20 protein-coding genes and 1 tRNA gene are annotated in these 19,868 nt (G+C 71.1%); 11 read left to right on the top strand and 10 right to left on the bottom strand.

Features of this window, described 5'->3' with window-relative positions:
• Positions 1 to 323 precede the first annotated feature (323 nt).
• Both ACIWVC_RS16385 and ACIWVC_RS16380 read right to left on the bottom strand, forming a co-directional pair.
• On the bottom strand, positions 324 to 1,130 hold the full coding sequence (locus ACIWVC_RS16385; RefSeq protein WP_396448131.1) for an acyltransferase: 807 nt from the start codon (positions 1,128 to 1,130) through the stop codon (positions 324 to 326).
• Positions 1,131 to 1,212: 82 nt separating this feature from the next.
• Positions 1,213 to 1,686, bottom strand: coding sequence for a hypothetical protein (locus ACIWVC_RS16380; RefSeq protein WP_396448130.1), 474 nt, complete (start codon positions 1,684 to 1,686; stop codon positions 1,213 to 1,215).
• Between the two features lie 172 nt (positions 1,687 to 1,858).
• On the opposite strand from ACIWVC_RS16380, the gene ACIWVC_RS16375 reads away from it, so the two are divergent.
• On the top strand, positions 1,859 to 2,383 hold the full coding sequence (locus ACIWVC_RS16375) for a peptidylprolyl isomerase (protein ID WP_396448129.1): 525 nt from the start codon (positions 1,859 to 1,861) through the stop codon (positions 2,381 to 2,383).
• A gap of 60 nt (positions 2,384 to 2,443) precedes the next feature.
• The gene (locus ACIWVC_RS16370) at positions 2,444 to 3,340 is read left to right on the top strand and encodes a rhomboid family intramembrane serine protease (protein ID WP_396448128.1); all 897 of its coding nucleotides are present in this window, start codon (positions 2,444 to 2,446) and stop codon (positions 3,338 to 3,340) included.
• 97 nt (positions 3,341 to 3,437) lie between these two features.
• Here the strand turns inward: ACIWVC_RS16370 and ACIWVC_RS16365 are convergent, their stop codons facing one another.
• Complete coding sequence (locus tag ACIWVC_RS16365; protein WP_396448127.1) at positions 3,438 to 3,695, bottom strand: cell division protein CrgA; 258 nt, start codon at positions 3,693 to 3,695, stop codon at positions 3,438 to 3,440.
• A 95-nt stretch (positions 3,696 to 3,790) separates the two neighbouring features.
• On the opposite strand from ACIWVC_RS16365, the gene ACIWVC_RS16360 reads away from it, so the two are divergent.
• From ACIWVC_RS16360 to ACIWVC_RS16350, 3 genes are read left to right on the top strand one after another with little or no spacing between them, the layout of a single operon-like run.
• Positions 3,791 to 4,540, top strand: coding sequence for a DUF881 domain-containing protein (locus tag ACIWVC_RS16360; RefSeq protein WP_396448126.1), 750 nt, complete (start codon positions 3,791 to 3,793; stop codon positions 4,538 to 4,540).
• Positions 4,541 to 4,581: 41 nt separating this feature from the next.
• Entirely contained in the window at positions 4,582 to 5,238 is a 657-nt protein-coding gene (locus ACIWVC_RS16355) for a class E sortase (RefSeq protein WP_396448125.1), read from the top strand.
• Positions 5,239 to 5,246: 8 nt separating this feature from the next.
• On the top strand, positions 5,247 to 5,435 hold the full coding sequence (locus ACIWVC_RS16350) for a hypothetical protein (RefSeq protein WP_396448124.1): 189 nt from the start codon (positions 5,247 to 5,249) through the stop codon (positions 5,433 to 5,435).
• A 218-nt stretch (positions 5,436 to 5,653) separates the two neighbouring features.
• Here the strand turns inward: ACIWVC_RS16350 and pknB are convergent, their stop codons facing one another.
• The 7 genes from pknB to ACIWVC_RS16315 are packed head-to-tail and all read right to left on the bottom strand — an operon-like array spanning position 5,654 to position 14,838.
• Positions 5,654 to 7,477, bottom strand: coding sequence for a Stk1 family PASTA domain-containing Ser/Thr kinase (gene pknB / locus ACIWVC_RS16345; RefSeq protein WP_396448123.1), 1,824 nt, complete (start codon positions 7,475 to 7,477; stop codon positions 5,654 to 5,656).
• 22 nt (positions 7,478 to 7,499) lie between these two features.
• Complete coding sequence (locus tag ACIWVC_RS16340) at positions 7,500 to 8,942, bottom strand: serine/threonine-protein kinase (protein ID WP_396454276.1); 1,443 nt, start codon at positions 8,940 to 8,942, stop codon at positions 7,500 to 7,502.
• The gene (locus tag ACIWVC_RS16335) at positions 8,939 to 10,420 is read right to left on the bottom strand and encodes a peptidoglycan D,D-transpeptidase FtsI family protein (protein ID WP_396448121.1); all 1,482 of its coding nucleotides are present in this window, start codon (positions 10,418 to 10,420) and stop codon (positions 8,939 to 8,941) included. Before ACIWVC_RS16335 ends, ACIWVC_RS16340 begins: the two co-directional genes overlap by 4 nt.
• Positions 10,421 to 10,430: 10 nt before the next feature.
• The gene (locus tag ACIWVC_RS16330) at positions 10,431 to 12,017 is read right to left on the bottom strand and encodes an FtsW/RodA/SpoVE family cell cycle protein (RefSeq protein ID WP_396448120.1); all 1,587 of its coding nucleotides are present in this window, start codon (positions 12,015 to 12,017) and stop codon (positions 10,431 to 10,433) included.
• Positions 12,018 to 13,586, bottom strand: coding sequence for a Stp1/IreP family PP2C-type Ser/Thr phosphatase (locus ACIWVC_RS16325; RefSeq protein ID WP_396448119.1), 1,569 nt, complete (start codon positions 13,584 to 13,586; stop codon positions 12,018 to 12,020). It abuts the gene before it with no gap.
• A complete protein-coding gene (locus ACIWVC_RS16320; RefSeq protein ID WP_396448118.1) occupies positions 13,583 to 14,071 on the bottom strand; it encodes an FHA domain-containing protein in 489 nt (162 codons plus the stop codon). Before ACIWVC_RS16320 ends, ACIWVC_RS16325 begins: the two co-directional genes overlap by 4 nt.
• Before the next feature lie 11 nt (positions 14,072 to 14,082).
• Positions 14,083 to 14,838 (bottom strand): FhaA domain-containing protein, encoded by a 756-nt coding sequence (locus tag ACIWVC_RS16315; protein ID WP_396448117.1) that lies wholly within the window; start codon positions 14,836 to 14,838, stop codon positions 14,083 to 14,085.
• Between the two features lie 128 nt (positions 14,839 to 14,966).
• Between ACIWVC_RS16315 and ACIWVC_RS16310 the strand changes: the two genes are divergently transcribed.
• The 6 genes from ACIWVC_RS16310 to ACIWVC_RS16285 all read left to right on the top strand — a co-directional run bounded on the left by ACIWVC_RS16310 (position 14,967) and on the right by ACIWVC_RS16285 (position 19,847).
• Positions 14,967 to 15,049, top strand: a tRNA-Leu gene (locus ACIWVC_RS16310).
• 581 nt (positions 15,050 to 15,630) lie between these two features.
• Positions 15,631 to 16,137, top strand: a complete 507-nt coding sequence (locus ACIWVC_RS16305) for a pyridoxamine 5'-phosphate oxidase family protein (RefSeq protein ID WP_396448116.1) — start codon at positions 15,631 to 15,633, stop codon at positions 16,135 to 16,137.
• A gap of 482 nt (positions 16,138 to 16,619) precedes the next feature.
• The gene (locus tag ACIWVC_RS16300; protein WP_396448115.1) at positions 16,620 to 17,156 is read left to right on the top strand and encodes a M15 family metallopeptidase; all 537 of its coding nucleotides are present in this window, start codon (positions 16,620 to 16,622) and stop codon (positions 17,154 to 17,156) included.
• Entirely contained in the window at positions 17,153 to 18,226 is a 1,074-nt protein-coding gene (gene alr, locus ACIWVC_RS16295; RefSeq protein ID WP_396448114.1) for an alanine racemase, read from the top strand. Before ACIWVC_RS16300 ends, alr begins: the two co-directional genes overlap by 4 nt.
• The gene (locus ACIWVC_RS16290) at positions 18,223 to 19,203 is read left to right on the top strand and encodes a D-alanine--D-alanine ligase (RefSeq protein ID WP_396448113.1); all 981 of its coding nucleotides are present in this window, start codon (positions 18,223 to 18,225) and stop codon (positions 19,201 to 19,203) included. Before alr ends, ACIWVC_RS16290 begins: the two co-directional genes overlap by 4 nt.
• A 68-nt stretch (positions 19,204 to 19,271) precedes the next feature.
• Positions 19,272 to 19,847, top strand: a complete 576-nt coding sequence (locus ACIWVC_RS16285) for a VanZ family protein (RefSeq protein WP_396448112.1) — start codon at positions 19,272 to 19,274, stop codon at positions 19,845 to 19,847.
• The last annotated feature ends 21 nt before the right edge of the window (positions 19,848 to 19,868 follow it).

Here is a 19,868-nt window from a genome sequence, read left to right as displayed (position 1 = left end):
CACGGCGGCCGGCGCAACGACCACCGCCCGGCCCGCCACAACTGACGAGCACCGAGGAGCCCCGCCCACCCGGCGGGGCTCTTCGCTTTCCCGCCCGGGCCACGGGCGGGCGAGGAACGGCCTCGACCGCAGCCGCCTGCACCGGTGTGCCGGAGCGGCCGGTCCACACGATTTTCATGAAGACGCCGCCGGAGAGGCGGCCGACCGTCGGCAGTGCCGATCGGCGAGCGGGACGTCTGCTCGCCGGCTGCCTCGTCTCGCCGTCCGTTCGCCGTGCTCGCCGGCGCGGACGGGCGTTGCGGACCGCGCAACCCGCGGGCCGGTCAGCCGGCCTCTTCCTGGAGCGGTTCCGGTTCGGGCGCCGACTCCTCGCGGAGCTTGTCCTGGAGTATCTGCAGGCCGTCCAGGCCGTCAACGGAGAGGGCGGCCAGCTCGTCCAGCGACATCAGCGGGTCGTTGCGGAGGGGCGGCTGCCAGCCGTTCTCCTTGTCGTGGCTGCGCAGGATCTTCGCGGGGACGCCGCCGATGACCGAGTGGTCGGGGAACTCGCCGCGGACCACGGCGCCGCCGGCGACGGCGACGTTCCGGCCGAGCCGGGTGCCGGGGAGGATGATCGCGCCGGTGCCGATCCAGCAGCCGTCGCCGATGACGACCGGGTTGTTCTCCGGCCACTGGCGCCCGATCGGCATGTGCAGATCGCCGTAGGTGTGGTTCTGATCGGTGATGTAGACGTTCGGACCGGTGAAGACGTCGTCGCCGATGTCGATGGACTGGTGCCCGACGATGTGGGTGCCGCGACCGAGGGAGCAGCTCGCGCCGATGCGGACGATGACGTCCGGGCCGAGGTCCAGGCCGGGGACGAACCCGGCGGAGATCGTGACGTGCGTGCCGACGAGGGTGTGGTCGCCGATCGAGATCCACGGCTCGCCGTAGATGGAGCCGATGGGGAAGCCGATGCAGGCGCCCTCGCCGAGATAGGCGAACTTGCGCCGGCCGGGCGTGTGCGGGGTGATCTCGCCGTGCCGCTGGACCCATTCCCAGGTGCGGTGCACGGCCGCGTGCATGCCCTGGCGTGCCCGCCGCCGGACGCGGGCCGCCAGCACCTGCCCGATCGAGCGCTTCGGCGACATGGCGTTACCGTACCGGGTGGTAGCCATCCCCGTGCACGGCGGAGGGCCCGGCCGGAACGACCGGGCCCTCCGCTGCTTCGCGCTAGTGCGGCGAATGCACCTGACCGTCGACATCGGCGCCGGAGACCGTCATGGAGTCGGCCGAGGTGGCGTCCTCCGCGTGCTCACCGGAACCCTTGGTCATGTCGCGGATGACGCCGCGCCGTGTCGCCACCGCGCCGGCCACGCCGACCGCGGCGACCGCGGCGATCATCGCCATGAGGGCGCCGCGGCCGGGCCCGCCCCGCCTGGGGGGCTCCACCCGTCCGGCGGCATCGCTCAGAAACGTGCTCACCCGCGGAGCGAGCCCGGACTCCACGTACCGGGCCGCCTGCCGGAGCCTCGGTGCGCTCCAGCCGCGGACGGCCATCAGCCGCTCCTCCGCGACGGGCGCGATCCGCTCCGCCGCGCCGGAAGCGCTCTGCCGGCACATCTCGGCGCCCTGCCGGGCCGCTTCCTGGACGCGGCCGAACCGGGTGAGAACTTCCTCCTGCGGCTTCCGGCGGATACTGATCATTAGGGACACGCTAACCTCCCTGTTTGCGAGGTCCTGCCATGCAGCCTTCCCAGCGTTCGGAAGGTAAACCCCGTTTGCGTGACCACCGGTTCACGCCGGGTAGTCGATTCGCGCATGGCCGAGACCGTAACGTGCAGAACTCAGACATCCACCTCATGAGGAGGCGGCCAGCGTGGCCAACGAGATCTTCGCGACGCTCAACACGTCGCTCGGCAGGATCGTGACCCAGCTGTACCCGGAGCAGGCGCCGGAGACGGTCGCGAACTTCGTCGAGCTGGCGGAGGGCACCCGGACCTGGACCGACCCGCGCACCGGGCAGAAGACCGACGCCCCGCTCTACAACGGGACGATCTTCCACCGCGTCATCGACCAGTTCATGATCCAGGGCGGCGACCCGCTCGGCACCGGCACCGGCGGGCCCGGCTACGAGTTCAAGGACGAGATCCACCCCGACCTGAAGTTCAACCGCCCGTACCTGCTGGCGATGGCGAACGCCGGGCCCGGCACCAACGGCTCCCAGTTCTTCATCACGCTGGACGTCGGGCACTCCCGGCACCTGACCGGCCGGCACACCATCTTCGGCAAGGTCATCGAGGGGACCGACGTCGTCGACCGGATCGGCAAGGTCCCGACCGGGCGGATGGACCGGCCGCAGCAGGACGTCGTGCTGGAATCGGTGACGATCGAGCGGCGTTAGTCGTTGCCACAGTGAGACCCCGCGGCGGGTGACCGCCCGCATCGGCCCACGGAGCCCCGAATGAGCACAGAGCCCAGTCCCGCCTCCGAGACCTCGGTCCCGACCTGCTACCGGCATCCGGGGCGCGAGACGTACGTGCGCTGCGTCAGGTGCGACCGCTACATCTGCCCCGACTGCATGCGGGACGCGGCGGTCGGGCACCAGTGCGTGGAGTGCGTCGCCGAGGGCAACCGGGGCGTCCGCCGGGCGGTGCCGCGGACGGCGCTCGGCGGGCGCGCTCCCGCGTCCGCCGTGCCGGTCGTCACGTACACGCTCATCGGCGCGTGCGTGGTGGCCTACCTCGCCGAGCTGGCGTCGTGGCGGGTCGTCTGGGAGTTCATGATGCTCGGCCGCGCCGCGCTGCCCGACGGCAGCGTCGGCGGGGTCGCCGAGGGCGAGTGGTACCGGCTGTTCACCACGATGTTCCTGCACCAGCGGGGCGGGACGTTCGGCATCACCCACATCCTGTTCAACATGTGGGCGCTGTGGGCGGTCGGCCCCGCGCTGGAGCAGCTGCTCGGACGGTGGCGCTACCTGGCCCTGTACGTGCTGTCCGGGCTGGGCGGGTCGGTGCTGCTGTACCTGGTCGGCCAGCCGAACGACTCGGCGGTCGGCGCGTCCGGCGCCATCTTCGGGCTGTTCGGGGCGTACTTCGTGATCGGCCGCAGGCTGGGCGGGCCGGTCGGCCCCATCGTGGTGCTGCTGGTGATCAACCTGGTGATCACGTTCTCGGTGCCGGGGATCTCCTGGCAGGGGCACGTCGGCGGGCTCGCGGTCGGCGCGCTGCTGGCCGCCGCCTACGCGTACGCTCCCGCCGCGCGGCGGCGGCTGTTCCACATCGCGGCGCCGGTGCTCACGTTCGTGCTGCTCGCCGCGCTGGTGGTCCTGCGGACGGCCGAACTCAACCCGTCCCTGTAGCGGCGCCGCCGGGCGCGCGGATCGGACCTGTGGAGACCCTGTGGAAAACCTGGGGAAAGGCGGGGTGGGAGATCCCCAGCCTGTGGATAACTTACCGTCAGCGCCAGCGGGTCGACAGGATCACGCCGAGGATGATGGCCGCGAAGCCGATCCCCAGGTTCCAGTTGTGCAGGTCGGTCATGACCGGCACCTTCGTGCCGGTGCTGGCCGTCACGTAGAAGACGGCGATCCAGGCGAGGCCGATGAGCCACAGCCCGACCATCGTGGGCACGAGCCACCGGGGGCTGACCTCGGGCGCCTTGGACTTCTGCGGAGGCGTGTAGACGGCCTTCTTACGGACTTTCGACTTGGCCACGGTTGGATCGATCTCCTCGGGCGTCCGGCGGCCGGAGCGCCGGACCGCGCATGGGTGCTTTGTCGGTTAGCGTAGTCGCTGGTGAGCACTGACTGATGAGCAATGTACGGCGTCCTGCGTGGGGAAGCATCATCCCAGTTCTCACGCTCCTCGCGGGGACCCTGTTCGCGGCGAGCGCGAGCACGGCCCGCGGCACGAGCCTGCGCGAGCAGGGCCGGACCGACGTCACCGGGCTCATCGCCGCCGAGCAGCAGCGGGGCCGCGAGGAGCGCGCCGAGTACCGGCGGCTCCGCGACCAGATCGACCGTATCTCCCGGGAGGCCGGACGTCACGACGCGCGTGTGAAAAGTGCACGGGCGGAGGCCGGCCGGCTCGCGGCCGCCGCCGGGTTCACCCCGCTGACCGGCCGCGCCGTCCGCGTCTCGCTGGACGACGCGCCGCTGCCGAAGACGGAGGACCTCCCGCACGGCGTCCGCCCCGACGACCTCGTCGTCCACCAGGGCGACGTCCAGGCCGTCGTCAACGCGCTCTGGGCCGGCGGCGCCCGCGGGATGCAGATCATGGACCAGCGGGTGATCTCGACCAGCGCGGTGCGGTGCGTGGGCAATACCCTGATCCTCCAGGGCGTCGTGTACTCCCCGCCGTTCCGGATCACCGCCGTGGGCGACCCGGACCGGCTCCGCGCGGCGCTCGGCGCGTCCCCCGAGATCGCCGTCTACCGCAAGTACGTCCGCGCGTACGGGCTCGGCTACTCGGTGCGGACCGTGGAACGCGCCACGCTGCCGCCCTACACCGGCAACGCGGCGATGAAGCACGCTACGGTGCCGCCGGGCGCCGGGGGCTGACCCGGCCGCGCCCGGCCGGCCACGGAAGGAGGAGGACGCGCGTGCGGACGGTGATCCGTGGCCTGGGCGAGCTGTGCATCACCGCCGGCCTGATCGTCATGCTGTTCGTCACCTACGAGCTGTGGGGCACCGGCCGGTACACCCAGGGCCAGCAGGACCGCCTCCACGACGAGATGCTGAACGGCTGGAAGAGCGGCAAGGTCACCACCGAGAGGGTGAAGCTCGGCAAGGGCCTCGCGATGATCCGCATCCCCCGGTTCGGCAAGGACTACCACTTCGTCGTCATCGAGGGCGTCGACCGCGACGACCTGCGCAAGGGCCCCGGCCACTATCCCGGCACCGCGCTGCCCGGCCAGATCGGCAACTTCGTGGTCTCCGGGCACCGGACGACCTACTCCGCCCCGTTCAACCGGCTCGGCGAACTCGACCGCGGCGACGAGATCCTCATCGACACCCGCGACGAGCAGTACGTCTACAAGGTCACCGACCGCAGGATCGTGAAGCCGTCGGCGACGGAGGTGACCGCGCCCGTCCCGTTCCACCCGAAGCGCAGGCCCACCGAGCGGCTCATCACGCTCACCACCTGCCACCCCAAGTACTCCGCCGCCGAACGGATGATCATTTTCGGGAGGCTGGCCGAGGCGCTGCCCCGCGTGCGGCCCCCCGCGAAGACCGCCGCGCAGCCCGCCGGAAGGTAGGAGGTCCCGTGTACGCCTGGATCTGGCGCCGTCTCCCCGGCGCGTGGCCCGCCAAGACCGCGACCGCGCTCGGCATCGTGCTCGCGGTCGCCGCCGTCCTCTGGTACGTGGCGTTCCCCCGGATCGAATCCAAGATCCAGTTCGACCACGGCGTCGTCCAGACCCCCGGCCCGTCAGCCTCCCCGACCCCCGGCTGACGTGCCGAGAAAAATTCGGTTGAAATCCGTAACGTCCTACGGGCACGTGACGAAGACCATAACGAGGGCTTCCGCCATTGCCCCCGAGTGGCGGAAGCCCCGTTTCATGTCCGGCCCCGGGCAGGCCCGCGGCCCGCGCGGCGCCAACGCAGCGGCAACGTGAAGGACCCCGGCCTCCCTGAGGGAGAGCCGGGGTCCTTCACGTTGAACCGGCCGGATCAGCCGTTGCCGCCCGGGAAGCCGGGGAAGCCCGGCGTCGTCGGCGAGCCGCCCGGCTGGGTCGGCGTCTGCTGCGGCTTGTCCGCGACGAAGATCGTCACCGTGTCGCCCGGGGCGACCGTGGCGCCCTCGCCCGGCTGCTGGTCGTAGACGAAGCCCGGCGCGACCTGCCGGTCGGGCGGCGCCTGGCCCTTCTGCACCCGGCACTCCAGCCCGACCGCCTTCAGCTTGCCGCACGCGGCCCGCTGGCTGTTGTTGAACAGGTTCGGCACCTTCAGCTCCGTCGGGCCGTTCGAGAACACCACCGTGACGGTCGAGCCCTTCGGCGCCTTCGTCCCGCCGGCCGGGTCGGTGCGGATCACGTTGAGCCGCGGGACGGTGTCGCTCGACTCCGCCTTCCGCTGCACCTCGAAGCCCTTCGCCTCCAGCAGCTTCTTCGCCGTCGCGTACGGCTGGCCGGTGACGTCCGGCACCTCGACCTCCGTCGGCGGCTTCTTGCCCTTGGAGACCAGCAGCGTCACCGTGGCGCCCTTCGGCGCGTTCGTGCCGGGCTCGGGGTCGGAGCTGATGACGTAGCCCTTGCGGATGTCGTCGCTGTAGTCGGTCTTCGGCTCGCCGACCTTGAAGCCCAGCTTGGTGAGCTCCGCCGTCGCCTGGCTCTGCGACACGTTGACGATGCTCTGCGGGATCGCGACCTGGGTGTTCTTCTCGCCGCCGCCGCCGCTCAGCATCCAGCCGATGAGGGCCGCGCCGCCGATGAACAGCACCGCCAGCCCCACCCACAGCGCGGCCTTCTTGCCGTTGCCGCCGCGCTCCGGCATGTCGTCGTCGTAGTGGACAGGCGGCAGCCCGTAGCCGTCGTCCGGCGGGCGGCGCACCTGCGTGCGGGCCGCGCCCGGCGGGTAGGCGCCCATCACCTGGGTGCCCTGCGGCTGCTGCGCGCCGCCCATGAGCATCGTGGACGCCGCCGTCGACGCCACCGGCTGCCCCTGCAGGACGCGCTGAATCTCCTGCCGGAACTCCGTCGCGCTCTGGTAGCGGTGGCCGGCGTCCTTCGCCATCGCCTTCAGCACGATCGCGTCCGCCCACTGCGGGATCTGCGGGTCCACCTGCGACGGCGGGACCGGCTCCTCCCGGACGTGCTGGTAGGCGATCGCGACCGGGGAGTCGCCGGTGAACGGCGGCTTGCCGGTCAGCAGCTCGTACAGCACGCAGCCGGTCGAGTAGATGTCGCTGCGGGCGTCCACCCGCTCGCCTCGCGCCTGCTCCGGCGACAGGTACTGCGCCGTGCCGATCACCTGGGCCGTCTGCGTCATCGTGGCCGCCGAGTCGGCCATGGCGCGGGCGATGCCGAAGTCCATGACCTTGACCTCGTGCTGCCGGGTCAGCATCACGTTGGCCGGTTTGATGTCGCGGTGCACGATCCCGCCGCGGTGGCTGTAGTCCAGCGCGCGCAGGATCCCGTCGGTGATCTCCAGCGCCTTCTCCGGCAGCAGCGCGCGGTTCTCCCGCAGCAGGTCGCGCAGCGTGCTGCCGTCCACGTACTCCATGACGATGTACGGGATCGAGGTGTCGCCGATCATGTCCTCGCCGGTGTCGTACACGGCGATGACCGAGGGATGGTTCAGCGACGCCGCCGACTGGGCCTCGCGCCGGAACCTGGCCTGGAACGTCGGATCTCGGGCCAGGTCGGAGCGCAGCGTCTTGACCGCGACGACGCGATCCAGGCGGAGGTCGCGGGCACGGTAGACCTCGGCCATGCCGCCCCGCCCGATCACCGACTCGAGCTCGTAGCGGCCGCCGAGCAGCCGAGGTTGACTCATATGTGCACTTTCCCTCGTACGTCTACACCTTGTCCTCCGAACCTAGCTTCCCGCTCTGGGTCGGCGAGGGAACCGGGCTCGGAGTTGACGGAGTCGTGGTGCTCCCCGTCGGTGTGGGTGTTGGCTCTGGGGCGGTGGGAGTCGCCCGGGGCGATTTCGTGGATGGCTTATGTGAAGGAGACGTCTTGGGCGTCACCCGCGTTGACGGACGGATCCTATGCGTCCGGTGCCGTGGGGTGGCAGCCGGGCGCTCCGGGGTCGCGGCCTTCCGGCGCGTGGGCGGGGCGCTGGGACGGACCGCGGGGTCGTCCACGAGGTCGTCCGGGAGGTCGCCGCCCACGGGGCCGGTGGCCGGGCTGGACGGCGGATCCCGCTCGTCCCCGCCCGATCCGGCGAACGCCAGGCCCTTCCACAGCGAACCGATGACGATCACGCAGACCAGCACGAGGACGGCGGCGACCGACGCGTACGCCACCGCCGTGCGTCGTTGCACTGTCCCACGCGAGAGGTTATCCGCCGCCCGGTCGGCGTCAAATCCCGACAAAGCAGCCGATTGCGTAACGATGGGGTCTCTGCCGGGAGCACCCGGGGCGCGGACGGGAGCGGCCGCCGGCACCGCCGGACGGCCCGCGCCGGGCGCCCGGGACGTGCTGAGCGCCGCGCGGATCGCCAGCGCCCGCGCCGCGACCGTCCCCGCGTCCCGCGGCCGGGCCCGCGGGTCCTTCGCCAGCATCTCCATGATCAGGTCGCTGGCCGGCGGCGGCACCCGGCGCGGCAGCTCCGCCGGCGCGTCCCGGACGTGCTTGAGCGCCACCTCCACCGGCGTCGACCCGTCGAACGGCGGCGCGCCCGTCAGGCACTCGTAGGCCACCACGCCCAGCGAGTACAGGTCCGCCTTCGGCGACAGCTCCTTGCCCTGCGCCTGCTCCGGCGAGATGTAGTGCGCCGTCCCCATGACCATCCCGGTCTGGGTCTGCGACGCCGCGGCCAGCCGCCGCGCGATCCCGAAATCGGTGATCTTCAGGGTGCCGTCCGGGGACACCATCAGGTTCGCCGGCTTGACGTCCCGGTGCACGATCCCCGCTTCGTGCGCGACCGTCAGCGCCCGCCCCGCCTGCACCAGCAGGTCGAGGACCGCCTCCAGCGGCAGCCCGCCGTCGCGCGCCAGGATCTCGTCCAGCGGCTCGCCCGGCACCAGCTCCATCACCAGGAACATCCGGCCGCCGTGCTCGCCGAAGTCGAACGCCCGCGCGATCCCCGGATGCCGCAGCTCCGCCGCGAACCGCGCCTCCGACTCGAACCGGCCGCGGGCCCGCAGGTCCGACCCGAACTCCCGGCGCAGCAGCTTCACCGCGACATGCCGGCCGGACGCCTCGTCCACCGCGCGCCAGACCTCGCCCATCCCGCCGATGGCCAGCCGCTCCAGCAGCCGGTACCGGTGGTTGAGGACGAGGCCCGTGCTCACTTCTGCAGGACCTTAGCCATGATGGCCCCCGCGATGGGGCCGGCGTTGCCGGCGCCGGAGCCCTGGGCCTCGGTCATCACGGCGAACGCGTAGCGGGGGTTGTCCGTCGGGCTGAACCCGACGAACCAGTTGGCGTTCGGGTTGCCCGGCCCCTGCTCGGCCGTACCGGTCTTGCCGGCGATCCGCATGCCCTGCAGGTTCTTCGCGGTGCCCTCGGCGACCACCGCGCGCATCATGTCCTCCAGCTGCCGGGCCTGGTCGCCGGTCATCGGCTCGGCGAACTCCTTCGGCGAGGCGCTGTACAGCTCGCTCTGGTCCTTCGCCCGCACCTTCTGCACCACGTACGGGCTCATGATCTTGCCGTTGTTGGCGACCGCGGACGCCACCATCGCCATCTGCAGCGGCGTGGCGCGCACGTTCTCCTGGCCGATGCCGGAGCGGGCCGTCCCGTCCCGGCCGGTCGGGGTGGTCTTGCCGTTCGCGTCCGTGTACGCCACCGGGACGTCGCTCTTCGCCGAGTAGAAGTCCGGCTCCAGCTCGATCCGCTTGCCGAACCCGAACTCCGCGGACCCGTCGTGCAGCCCCTGGATGCCCATGTCCAGCGCCATCTTCGCGAACGTGGTGTTGCAGGACTCGGCGAACGCGCCGCGCAGCGAGGCGGTCCCGCCGCAGCTGCCGCTGTCGTGCGAGTTCGGCAGCGGGCGGCCCGACTCCGGCAGGATCAGCTGCCCGGTGTTCACCGACGTGGAGCTGTTGACGTTCAGCTTCTGCATGGCGATCGCCGACACCACCGTCTTGAACGACGAGCCCGGCGGGAACGTCTGGCTCAGCGCGTTGTCGACCAGCGGCTTGATGACGCCGTTGCCCTCGTCGAGCTGCTCCAGCCGCTTCGCGCCCTTCTCACCGGTCTGCGGCGCCACCTCGTTCGGGTCGAACGACGGCCACGACGCCGCCACCTTCACCGCGCCCGTCTTCACGTCGATCACCACGGCGCCGCCGCGGCGGCCCTGCTGCGTGCGCGCCTTCAGCTGCGCGTACGCGGTGCGCTGCGCGTCCGGGTCGATCGTCAGCTCGACGTTCGCGCCGTCCGCCTTCTTGCCGATGAACAGGTCGAACCAGTGCTGCTGGGTGATCCGCTTGTCCTTGCCGCCGAGCAGCGAGTTGTAGGCCCGCTCGACCTGCGTGGCGCTGCCGTTGAAGTACCCGGTGACCGGCGCGAACACCGGCCCCTCCTTGTACGACCGGCCGTACTTCGGGTTGTCCTTCCCGGTCTCGTTGGACGTCACCAGCACCTCGCCGCCCGCGGAGATCTGGCCGCGCGGCGAGTTGAACACGTCCGCGTACTGCCGGCTGTTGCGGGAGTCGGTCCGCAGATCCTCCGCCTGGCTGCCCTGGACGTAGTTGACCTGCGCCATCAGCCCGAAGAACAGGAGCAGCGCGAAGATCGCCACCCGCCGGACCGGCTTGTCCATATTCATCGGGGGGAAGTCACCTCGTGCTCACGATCTGGGTCATGCCCTCGTCCTGGATCGCCTGCGGGGCCGGCTTGCGCGCGTCATGGCTCATCCGCACCAGGATCGCGATCAGGATCCAGTTGGCCATCAGCGACGAGCCGCCCTGCGACAGGAACGGAGTCGTGAGACCGGTGAGCGGGATGAGCCGGGTGACGCCGCCGACGATCACGAAGACCTGGAGCGCCAGCACGAACGACACGCCGCCCGCGAACAGCTTCAGGAACGGGTCCCGCGCCGCCACGGCCGTCTTCATCCCGCGTTGCACGATCAACGCGTAGATCAGCAGGATCACCATCAACCCGGTCAGCCCGAGCTCCTCGCCGAGCGAGTCGAAGATGAAGTCGCTGAAGGACAGCGGCGTCCGCCACGGCTCGCCCTGGCCGAGCCCGGTGCCGAGCACGCCGCCCTCCCCGAGCGCGAACAGCCCCTTCATCAGCTGCGCGCTGTCGGAGTACTCACCGCCCAGGTTCGCGCAGGCGGTGAAACCGGGCGAGACCACGCCCGGCTTGTCGTACTTCTTGTAGATCTCGGTGTCGGGGTTGACCGGGACGACCTTGCCGCTCTCCAGCAGGCAGCCGCCGTCGAAGTACGGCTTCGGGTTCTGCCAGATGTCGATGCGCTGGTTCACGTGGCCCATGAACGGCAGCAGCGTCGCGATGAACACGCCCACCGCGAGCAGCCCGACGCCGATCACCACCCACGAGACCCGCTGCGTCGCGATGTACAGCATCGACACGAACAGGCCGAAGAACAGCAGCGCGGTACCGAGGTCCTTCTGCAGGAACAGCACGCCCAGGCAGAAGAACCAGATCACCACGATCGGGCCGAGGTCGCGGCCCCGCGGCAGGCTGACCGGGCCGACCTTCTTGCCGATCAGCGACATCGCCTGCCGCTTGTTCACCAGGTAGCCGGCGAAGAACACGACCAGCAGCAGCTTCGCGAACTCGCCCGGCTGCACCGAGAACGGACCCAGGTGGATCCACACCCGGGCGCCGTTGATCTCCGCGCCGATGCCCGGGACGATCGGCAGCAGCAGCAGGATGACGGCGGTGAGCCCGATCAGGTACGTGTAGCGCTGCGCCGTCTTCGGGGTGAACGACAGCGGCGCGTCCGTCTTGTCGGTGTCCCGCATGATGAGGACGGCGCCGACGAACAGCGCGATGCCGACGAACGTCCACATCAGCTGGCTGGGGGCGTCCGCGGCGTCCTCGACGAGCTTCTTGCCGGCCAGCGCCGCGGCCTTGCGGTCGGCGCTGGTGTCCAGGTCGAGCCGGTAGATCATGGTCAGCCCGAGGCCGTTCAGCGCCACCGCGAGCGGCAGCAGCAGCGGGTCGGCGTACGGGGTGAACTTCGCCTGGACGAAGTAGGCGATGAACGCCAGCACCGCGAGGCCGCCGCCGTACACGAACAGCCCGGCGGGGAGGCTGCCGTCGCGGGCCAGCCCGACCTCCGCGAACGCCGACAGCGTCAGCACCATCGCGAAGATGAGCAGCGCCAGCGAGGCCGCGTTGCGCTGCTGGTACGGCAGGCGCGCCCTGATCTGCTCCCCGAGCGAGTGCATCTACGAACTCCCCCCGCTGGTGGGGCAGTCCGGGATGCCCGGGTTGCTCTTCTTGCACTCGTCGCGGCGGGTCTGCAGCCGGTTCAGCTCCGCCGTCACCGCCTCCCGCCCGATGAGCTTGGCCTCGCCCTTCCGGACCTTCGCCGCGTCGGACGTGGGCAGCTGGTCGATCCGCAGGTCGCTGGTCTGGATCTTCTTCTCCTGGCAGTCGTCCTGGCCGCGGCCGCGCACGACGCCGACACGGCCGGACTCCTCGGTGAACGAGTACTTGCAGACCCGGTCCACCAGCATCTGCCACGCGTCGGGGCCGTCCACCGTGTAGGTGGCCTTGACCTGCTGCTGCAGGTCCTGCGGGAGGTCGTCGACCTTGATCGGCTGCAGCCCCTTCGCGTCCGCCTTGCGGGAGAGGTCGAGGCCCGGCACCTTCTGCGGCGTCCCCCGGAACAGGACCGCGTTGCCGTTCTCCGCGCCGATGTAGTAGCCGTTCCGGACGTTCTGCAGCAGCACGAAACCGCCCGCGACGACGCCGACGACGACCACGCCCGCCACGACGACCAGCCACGTCCAGCGGCGGGCGCCGCCCCGCGGCCGCTCCATCGGCGCCTGCCGCATCGGCGCGGGCGGGCCGCCCATCGGGTCGGCCATCGGCGCCGGGGCCGGCGGCGGGGGACGCTCGTCCACCGCCACGGGCGGCTGCGGGCGCGTGTCGCGCAGCTGCGCCGCCCGGCCCGCCGGGGTGTCGGCCACCGTCGTGTTCGCGCCCGGCCCGCCGCCCGGCGGCTCCGGCGGCGCGGCGTTCGCCGCCGCCCCCACCGCCTGGCCCGGGCCGCCCGTCGGCGGCTGGCGCTCCAGGTCCACCACGTCGGCGACCACGCAGGTGATGTTGTCGGGGCCGCCGCCCCGGTTCGCCAGGTCGATCAGCTGCCGGACGGCCTGCTCCGGATCGTCCACGTCGGTCAGCACCTGGAAGATCGTCTCCGCGGTGACGACGCCCGACAGGCCGTCCGAGCACAGCAGGTACCGGTCGCCGACCTTCGCCTCGCGCAGCGACAGGTCGGGATCGACCTCGCCGCGGCCGTCCAGCGCCCGCAGCAGCAGCGACCGCTGCGGATGCGACGCCGCCTCGTCCGGGCTGATCCGCCCCTCGTCCACCAGCGACTGGACGAGCGTGTGGTCGTGCGTGATCTGGAACAGGCTGCCGTCGCGGAGCAGGTACGCGCGGGAGTCCCCGATGTGCACCAGCGCGACCTGGTTGCCCGCCCACAGCATCGCCGTCAGCGTCGTCCCCATGCCCTGCAGGGCCGGGTCCGACTCGACGATCCGGTGCAGGTTGTCGTTCGCCGCCTTGACGGTGTGCTCCAGCGCCGCCAGCAGCTCCGTCGCCGGCAGGTCCTTGTCGAGCGACCGCAGCGCCTCGATCGCCGCCGCGCTCGCGATCTCGCCGCCGACGTGCCCGCCCATGCCGTCGGCCACCGCGAGCAGGTGCGCGCCCGCGTACGCCGAGTCCTCGTTGCCCTCGCGCAGCATGCCGACGTCGGAGCGCGCGGCGTAGCGGATTCCCAGAGTCATTTGCGCAGCTCGATCACGGTCTTGCCGATACGGACCGGTACGCCCGGCGGGACCGGCATCGGCCGGCTCACCTTCGTGCGTCCGAGGTACGTCCCATTGGTCGAGCCGAGATCTTCCACGATCCACTGACCGTCCTGCGCGAAAAGTCGGGCATGCCGGCTGGAAGCGTAGTCGTCGGTCACGACCAGAGTGGCGTCATTCGCCCGGCCGATGGTGATCGGCACCCCCGTCAGATCGATGACGGTGCCGGTTCGCTCCCCCTGCACCACCACGAGCTTCGTCGGCGCGCCGTGCTGGGCGCTCCGCTGCTGCCGCTGCGGCTTCGGCTGCCGGGGGGGCCGGGACGGGGACGGGCGCGCGGCCGCCTTCGTGGCGGCCCTCGAGCCGAACAGGTCGGCCCTGATCACGCCGACGGCCAGGATGACGAACAGCCATAGCAACGCCAGGAACGCCAGCTTGATCAGCGTGAGGGTGAATGGGGACATCGGAGTCGGGGTTACTCCCTATCGCGGCGGAACACAAGGGTTGTCCGGCCCATCGTCACCCGGGAGCCGTCCACCAGCGTGACCCGCCGGATGGGCTGCCCGTTCACGAACGAGCCGTTGGTCGACCCTAGATCCACGAGAGCGATTTCGGGACCTTCTACGCGGATCTCGGCATGGTGCCGGGAAACGCCCGGATCGACGAGGCGCAGGTCGCAATCCGTGCCACGACCGAGCAGAGTCACGGGTGTATTGATCTCATAGGTGCGCTGCGTCGTGTCCGAACCCTCCACGGCCGTCGTCACCAGCAGCCGCGGGTTCCCCCCGAAGACACCGCCCCGGCCGCCCTGCGGAACATCGCTCACCGGCCGGCGGATCTCGCCGCCCTCCACCGTCGAGCCCCGGATCACCCCCGACCGGATCCGGAACATGCCCGTGGCGAGATCCCCCGCGTTCTCGAACCGCACCCGCACCGGCCCCACGAAGGAGTACCCCTGCTCCTTCGCGTACTCCCGCGCCAGATTCGCCAGCTCCTGGCTCAGGCTGTCCGCATAGACCTGCAGCCGCTGCCCGTCCTGCTGAGAGATCTCCACGACGAAGTCGTTCGGCACGAGCGTGCGGCCCTGCGCCACGATCGCCGCCCTATCGTCCATCTCGCGCTGCACAGCACTGGCCACCTCGACCGGCTGCAGCTCCGACTTGAAGGCACGGGCGAAGGCCCCTTCGACCATGCCCTCCAGCCGTCGCTCGAAGCGCTGAATGACGCCCACGGGCACCTCCCTTCCCCACTGGTAGACGATCGTATCGGTGCGAAGGTTCGCTAGGAGTATCCGAGTACCTAACCACTGCCCCGACCGTGCTAGCCTTTTGAGGCACCCGGAAACGGGTGAGCACCCATGGGCGGGTGGCGGAACGGCAGACGCGCACGGTTCAGGTCCGTGTGTCCGAAAGGATGTGAGGGTTCAAATCCCTCCTCGCCCACTCGGAGTTGGGGGTGGTGTGCCCACGGAGAGCGTGGGCCGCCACTCCTTCGTCATGTTAACCCGGGGGGCGACCCCCGGACCCCCGATGCAGGGGCTCCGCCCCCGCACCCCCGGGCGCTCGCTGCGCTCGCTTTTGGGGGCTTCGCCCCCTTGCCCCCCATGCGACAGTGAGGGTCATCCGCGACTGTGTGGGGCTTCGCCCCTTGCCCCCGGGCGCTCGCTGCGCTCGCTCTTTGGGGGCTTCGCCCCCTCGCCCCCCTGCGGTGGGTGAGGCCCCGTCTCGCACCTTCTGCCACCGTGTGGGGCTCTGGCCCCTGCTCCGGCGACCGTTGGTGCTTAGTTCGCAAGCGCCTGCCGTCACCATTTGCTGTCTCTCCGGGGCTTGCCCCTCGGTGGAGCCGCGTGAGGAGAAGAAGGCCATGGTTGGGAGCGCGCAAGGGGCGCTGTTGCCGCGGTCTGCGTGTGGGCCGTACCTGCGGGCCCGCACGATCGTTGACGAGATCTAGGGCATGAGCGGGGGACCGTCGTGCCGGCTTCGCCAACGGGCATGAAGTGGCCGCATGAGACGACAACGGGAGGATGACCGTGCGACCGGAAGAGATCACCGAGGTTCTGAACCGGCCCATCAGCCAGGAGCTGCTGGCCCGTGACCTGACCCGTCTGGCATATGTCGCCAAGGACGGTACACCGCGGGTCATCCCGATCGGGTTCGCCTGGAACGGGTCCGAGGTCGTCATGTGCACGTCGAAGAACGCCCCGAAGCTGCGGGCCCTGAGCGAGAACCCGATGGTCGCGCTGACCATCGACACCGAGGTGCACCCGCCAAAGATCCTGCTCATCCGGGGGCGGGCCGAGCTCGACTACGTCGATGGCATCCCGGACGAGTACATGGAGGCGAACACCACCTACGAGATGACTCCCGAGCAGCGGGTCGAGTGGGAGGCGGAGGTGCGTTCCCTCTACAGCGACGGCATGGTCCGGATCGTCGTGACCCCCACGTGGGCGAAGCTGATCGACTTCGAGACGACCCTTCCCAGCGCGGTCGAGGAGCTGGTCCGGCGGCGGGAGGAGCGTCAGCGCGCCTGAGCGGTCTGCCGTCGCCACCGTCTGCCTCTGCCCACATGCCAGACGCGCCATCACCCGCTGCGCCGTCCCGTTGACCTCTCAGGTCATCAGTCCGGGCGCGGCGGTCCCGGCTAGGTGTCGCGCGGTCGGCCTCCCATGGGGCGCCTGCCGGGCGCACCGGTAACGAGAGGGTGGGGGCTGGGCCGAGTTCGCCAGCCGTGCAGGGGCACTTGGGCGGGAAGCTGGGCCGTCCCCCGCCGCGTCTCAGGTGAGAGGACGGCCGTTGGCGATCTGTCGACCCCTGCCCTGTGGGGGGGCATCACGTAATAGCGGGGCGCTCGTTACGAGGCCCACCATTCAGTTGCCGTGATCGATATCTGGCTGATCGCCACGTCCAAGGGCTTTTATGGCCACGGTCCATGTGGCTTGGTCGTTGGGTTGTATTGCGGGTGTATTGAAAAACGCATACGGCGCTGCAACAGGCGGTCCGTTTCGGTGTTGGCATGTATTACAGCGCAGCATCGGCCCGGGGTGCCCGTGTGCGGCGGTCGCTCAGGGCGTTCACTTCGTCGCTTTCGGTGGCCAGAGTAGGTCAGGGCGCGCTGGACGAGGGCGTCATTCCGGTGGCGGTCTCTGTGTTCGACCGGGGGATTCCGGGGGTTCGCAAGCTCGACCGGGATCTTTATGGCGCCCTGCAGCGGGCGGCGGTCGACGCGGAGGCCGATGGGGTCGAGCTTCTCGTCAACAGTGGCTGGCGGTCGCCCGAGTATCAGCGGCGGATGTTCGACCGCGCCGTCCTCAAGTACGGGTCGCGGGAAGAGGCCGCGCGTTGGGTGGCCACCGCTGAGACGTCCGCCCATGTGTTGGGTGAGGCGGTCGACGTCGGTCCGCCCGACGCCGCGGCCTGGCTGGGCGAGCACGGGGCCGCGTACGGGCTGTGCCAGATCTACGCCAACGAGCCCTGGCATTACGAGCTGCGGCCCGGCGCCGTCGAGCCCATGTACGCGGACCCCACCGAGGACCCGAGGATGCGGTCGTGAACCGGCCGCCCACCTTGCAGACGCTGCCCGAGTCGGTCGCCGCGAACGTGGCCCTGATCCGCGCGCGGACTCGGAGCACGATCATGGCGGTGGTCAAGGCCGACGGTTACGGGCACGGTGCCGTCACGGTCGCCAAGGCCGCCGTCGCCGCCGGGGCCGGGTGGCTCGGGACGACGAGCGTCGCGGAGGCTCTCACGTTGCGGGCAGCGGGGCTGACGGTGCCGATCCTTACGTGGCTGCATCCTTCGGGGATCGACTGTGAGGCCACGGGGATCGATATCGCGGTCGGGTCGGTCGACGAGCTCGGTGAGCTTGCGGCGCGGGCTGTGTCGCCGGTACGGGTTCATCTCCATGTGGACACTGGAATGTCCCGTGGCGGCTGCCCGCGCGGGCAATGGGACGAGCTGTTCCGCCTTGCCAAGCGTGCCCGGAACGTCCGGGTGGTGGGCGTCATGGGGCACCTTCCGCTGGCCGACCGCGCCGATCCCGCGTCGAACGCGCCGGCGGTCGCCGTCATGCGGCAGGCGCAGAAGGCGGTGCACGCGGCGGGGTTCGGTTCGCCGCTGACCCATCTCGCGGCCACGTCGGGGGCGCTGACCGACCCGGCGACGCACTTCGACATGGTGCGCGTCGGGGCGGGGCTGGTCGGCATCGATCCGTCCGGGACCGTGGAGATGCGCGGCGCGTCGCGGTTGACCGCCCCGATCGTGCACACGGCCGCGGTTCCCGCCGGGACCGCGGTCGGTTACGGCGGTGCCTACGTCACCGATCGTCCGGGCCATCTGAGCGTCCTTCCCGTCGGGTACGCCGACGGGATCCCGCGGGAGCTCTCGTCCCAGGCCGGCGTCGAGATCCGCGGGCGCCGCCACCCCGTGGCCGGACGGGTCTCGATGGATCAGATCGTGGTCGACACGGGGGCCGAGTACTTCCCGGTCGGGACGCGCGCGACCGTGTTCGGCCCGGACGGGGGAGCCGTCCCGACCGTCCAGGACTGGGCCCGCTGGGCCGGGACCATCCCGCACACCATCGTCACCGGCATCGGGCCGCGTGTGGAGAGGAGCGTCGCATGACACGGCGGGTCGTGGTGATCGGCGGCGGGGAGAGCGCCGAGCACGATGTCTCCCTGGCCACCGCGGCGGCGGTCGCCGAGGCGCTGCGAGGCGGCGGATTCGACGTCGTCGAGCTGACCATCGACCGTGATGGGACGTGGCGGCGGGGAGCGGAGGCGCTCGGGGCGCCCGGCACCGGGTCCCTGGCGGCGGCGCTGGGCGTCATCGGCGCCGACGTCGTCTTCCCCGCGCTCCATGGGCCGTGCGGGGAGGACGGGACCATCGCGGCGCTGTGCGCCCTCGCGCACACGCCGATGGTCGGCTCGGGTCTGCGCGCCGGAGCGCTCGGCATCGACAAGTGGGCGACCAAGCTCGTGGCGGAGGCCGTCGGGATTCGCACCGCCCCCGGGCGGCTGGTGGCGGCGGCGGACATCGCCGATGTCGACTTCCGGGCGAGTGCGGTGGTGAAGCCGGTCTCGGCCGGGTCGAGCTTCGGTGTCGCGCTGGCGCGCGACGCCTCCGAGCTGCGGGACGCGCTGCGGTGCGCGGCGCGGTTCGACGACCGGATCCTGGTGGAGGACGTCGTCCGGGGCCGGGAGATCGACGTGGCCGTCCTGCGGGAGGCCGACGGGCGCCGGTGGGCCTCGCCGCCGCTGGAGATCCACGCCGACGGGCTGTTCGACACGCGGTCGAAGTACGACGGCTCGGCCCGGTTCAGCGTGCCCGCCGACCTCGGCGACACGGACAGGGCGGCGCTGACCGGGGCGGCGCTGCGGATGTTCGACGCGCTCGGCTGCGCCGGCGTCGCCCGGATCGACTTCTTCCTCACCGAGCGCGGACCCGTCCTCAACGAGGTCAACACCATGCCGGGGATGACGGCCGAGTCCCAGGTGCCGCGGATGTTCGCGGCGGCCGGGCTGCGCTACGAGCAGCTGGTCGCGCGCCTGGTCGATGCCGCTGCCGTGCCCGGACTTGGGAGGTCGCCCGTGGGCGTGTGAAGCCGGACGGTCGAACTGATCAGCACGGCCGGTCGTCCAACCGGTTCGTTCCCGCCAGTGGAGGTGGCATGGCCGAGGGGCTGTACGGCTTGGTCGGTACGTTCAGCGGCGTCGTGTTCGTCACGGTGGCGGCGCTGCCGCCGGCCGCGGTGGCGGTGTGGGCGCTGGCGGGTTCCCGGCGCGCCGGCGGCGCCGGGGCGGCATGGCGCATGTCGCTGGCCGAGGTCGGCATCCTCTACGGGACCGTGCCGTGGGTGTGGATGATCATGTTGCCGGGCGCCCGCGGCGGCGTGAACCTGGTGCCGCTGCGGGACCTCTCCGTGATCCTCGACGGAGATCCGGGGACGGCGGCGAGGCAGATCGTCGGGAATCTGCTGGTGTTCGCGGCGCTGGGGTTCTTCGCCCCGCTGCGGTTCGCGGCGCTGGCGTCGGTGCCGCGCATGCTGGCGGTCGGGGCCGGCTGCTCGGTTCTGGTCGAGACGGCGCAGTACGTGTTGCGCTTGGACCGGGTGTCCTCGGTGGACGACGTGCTGCTCAACGCGGCCGGTGCCGGGATCGCCGCGGTGGCGTCGCGCCGCTGGTGGCGCGCGGCGAAGGGAATGTCGCCCGATCGTCCGCTGTCTGCTCCGGCGGCGGGGCGGTGAGCTGACCGGGCCCGGTTTGCA

The organism is Actinomadura sp., assembly GCF_044508335.1.
Taxonomy (GTDB): domain Bacteria; phylum Actinomycetota; class Actinomycetes; order Streptosporangiales; family Streptosporangiaceae; genus Spirillospora.
The sequence above is the reverse complement of the archived record's forward strand: the minus strand, read 5'-3'. Positions and strand labels throughout refer to the sequence as shown.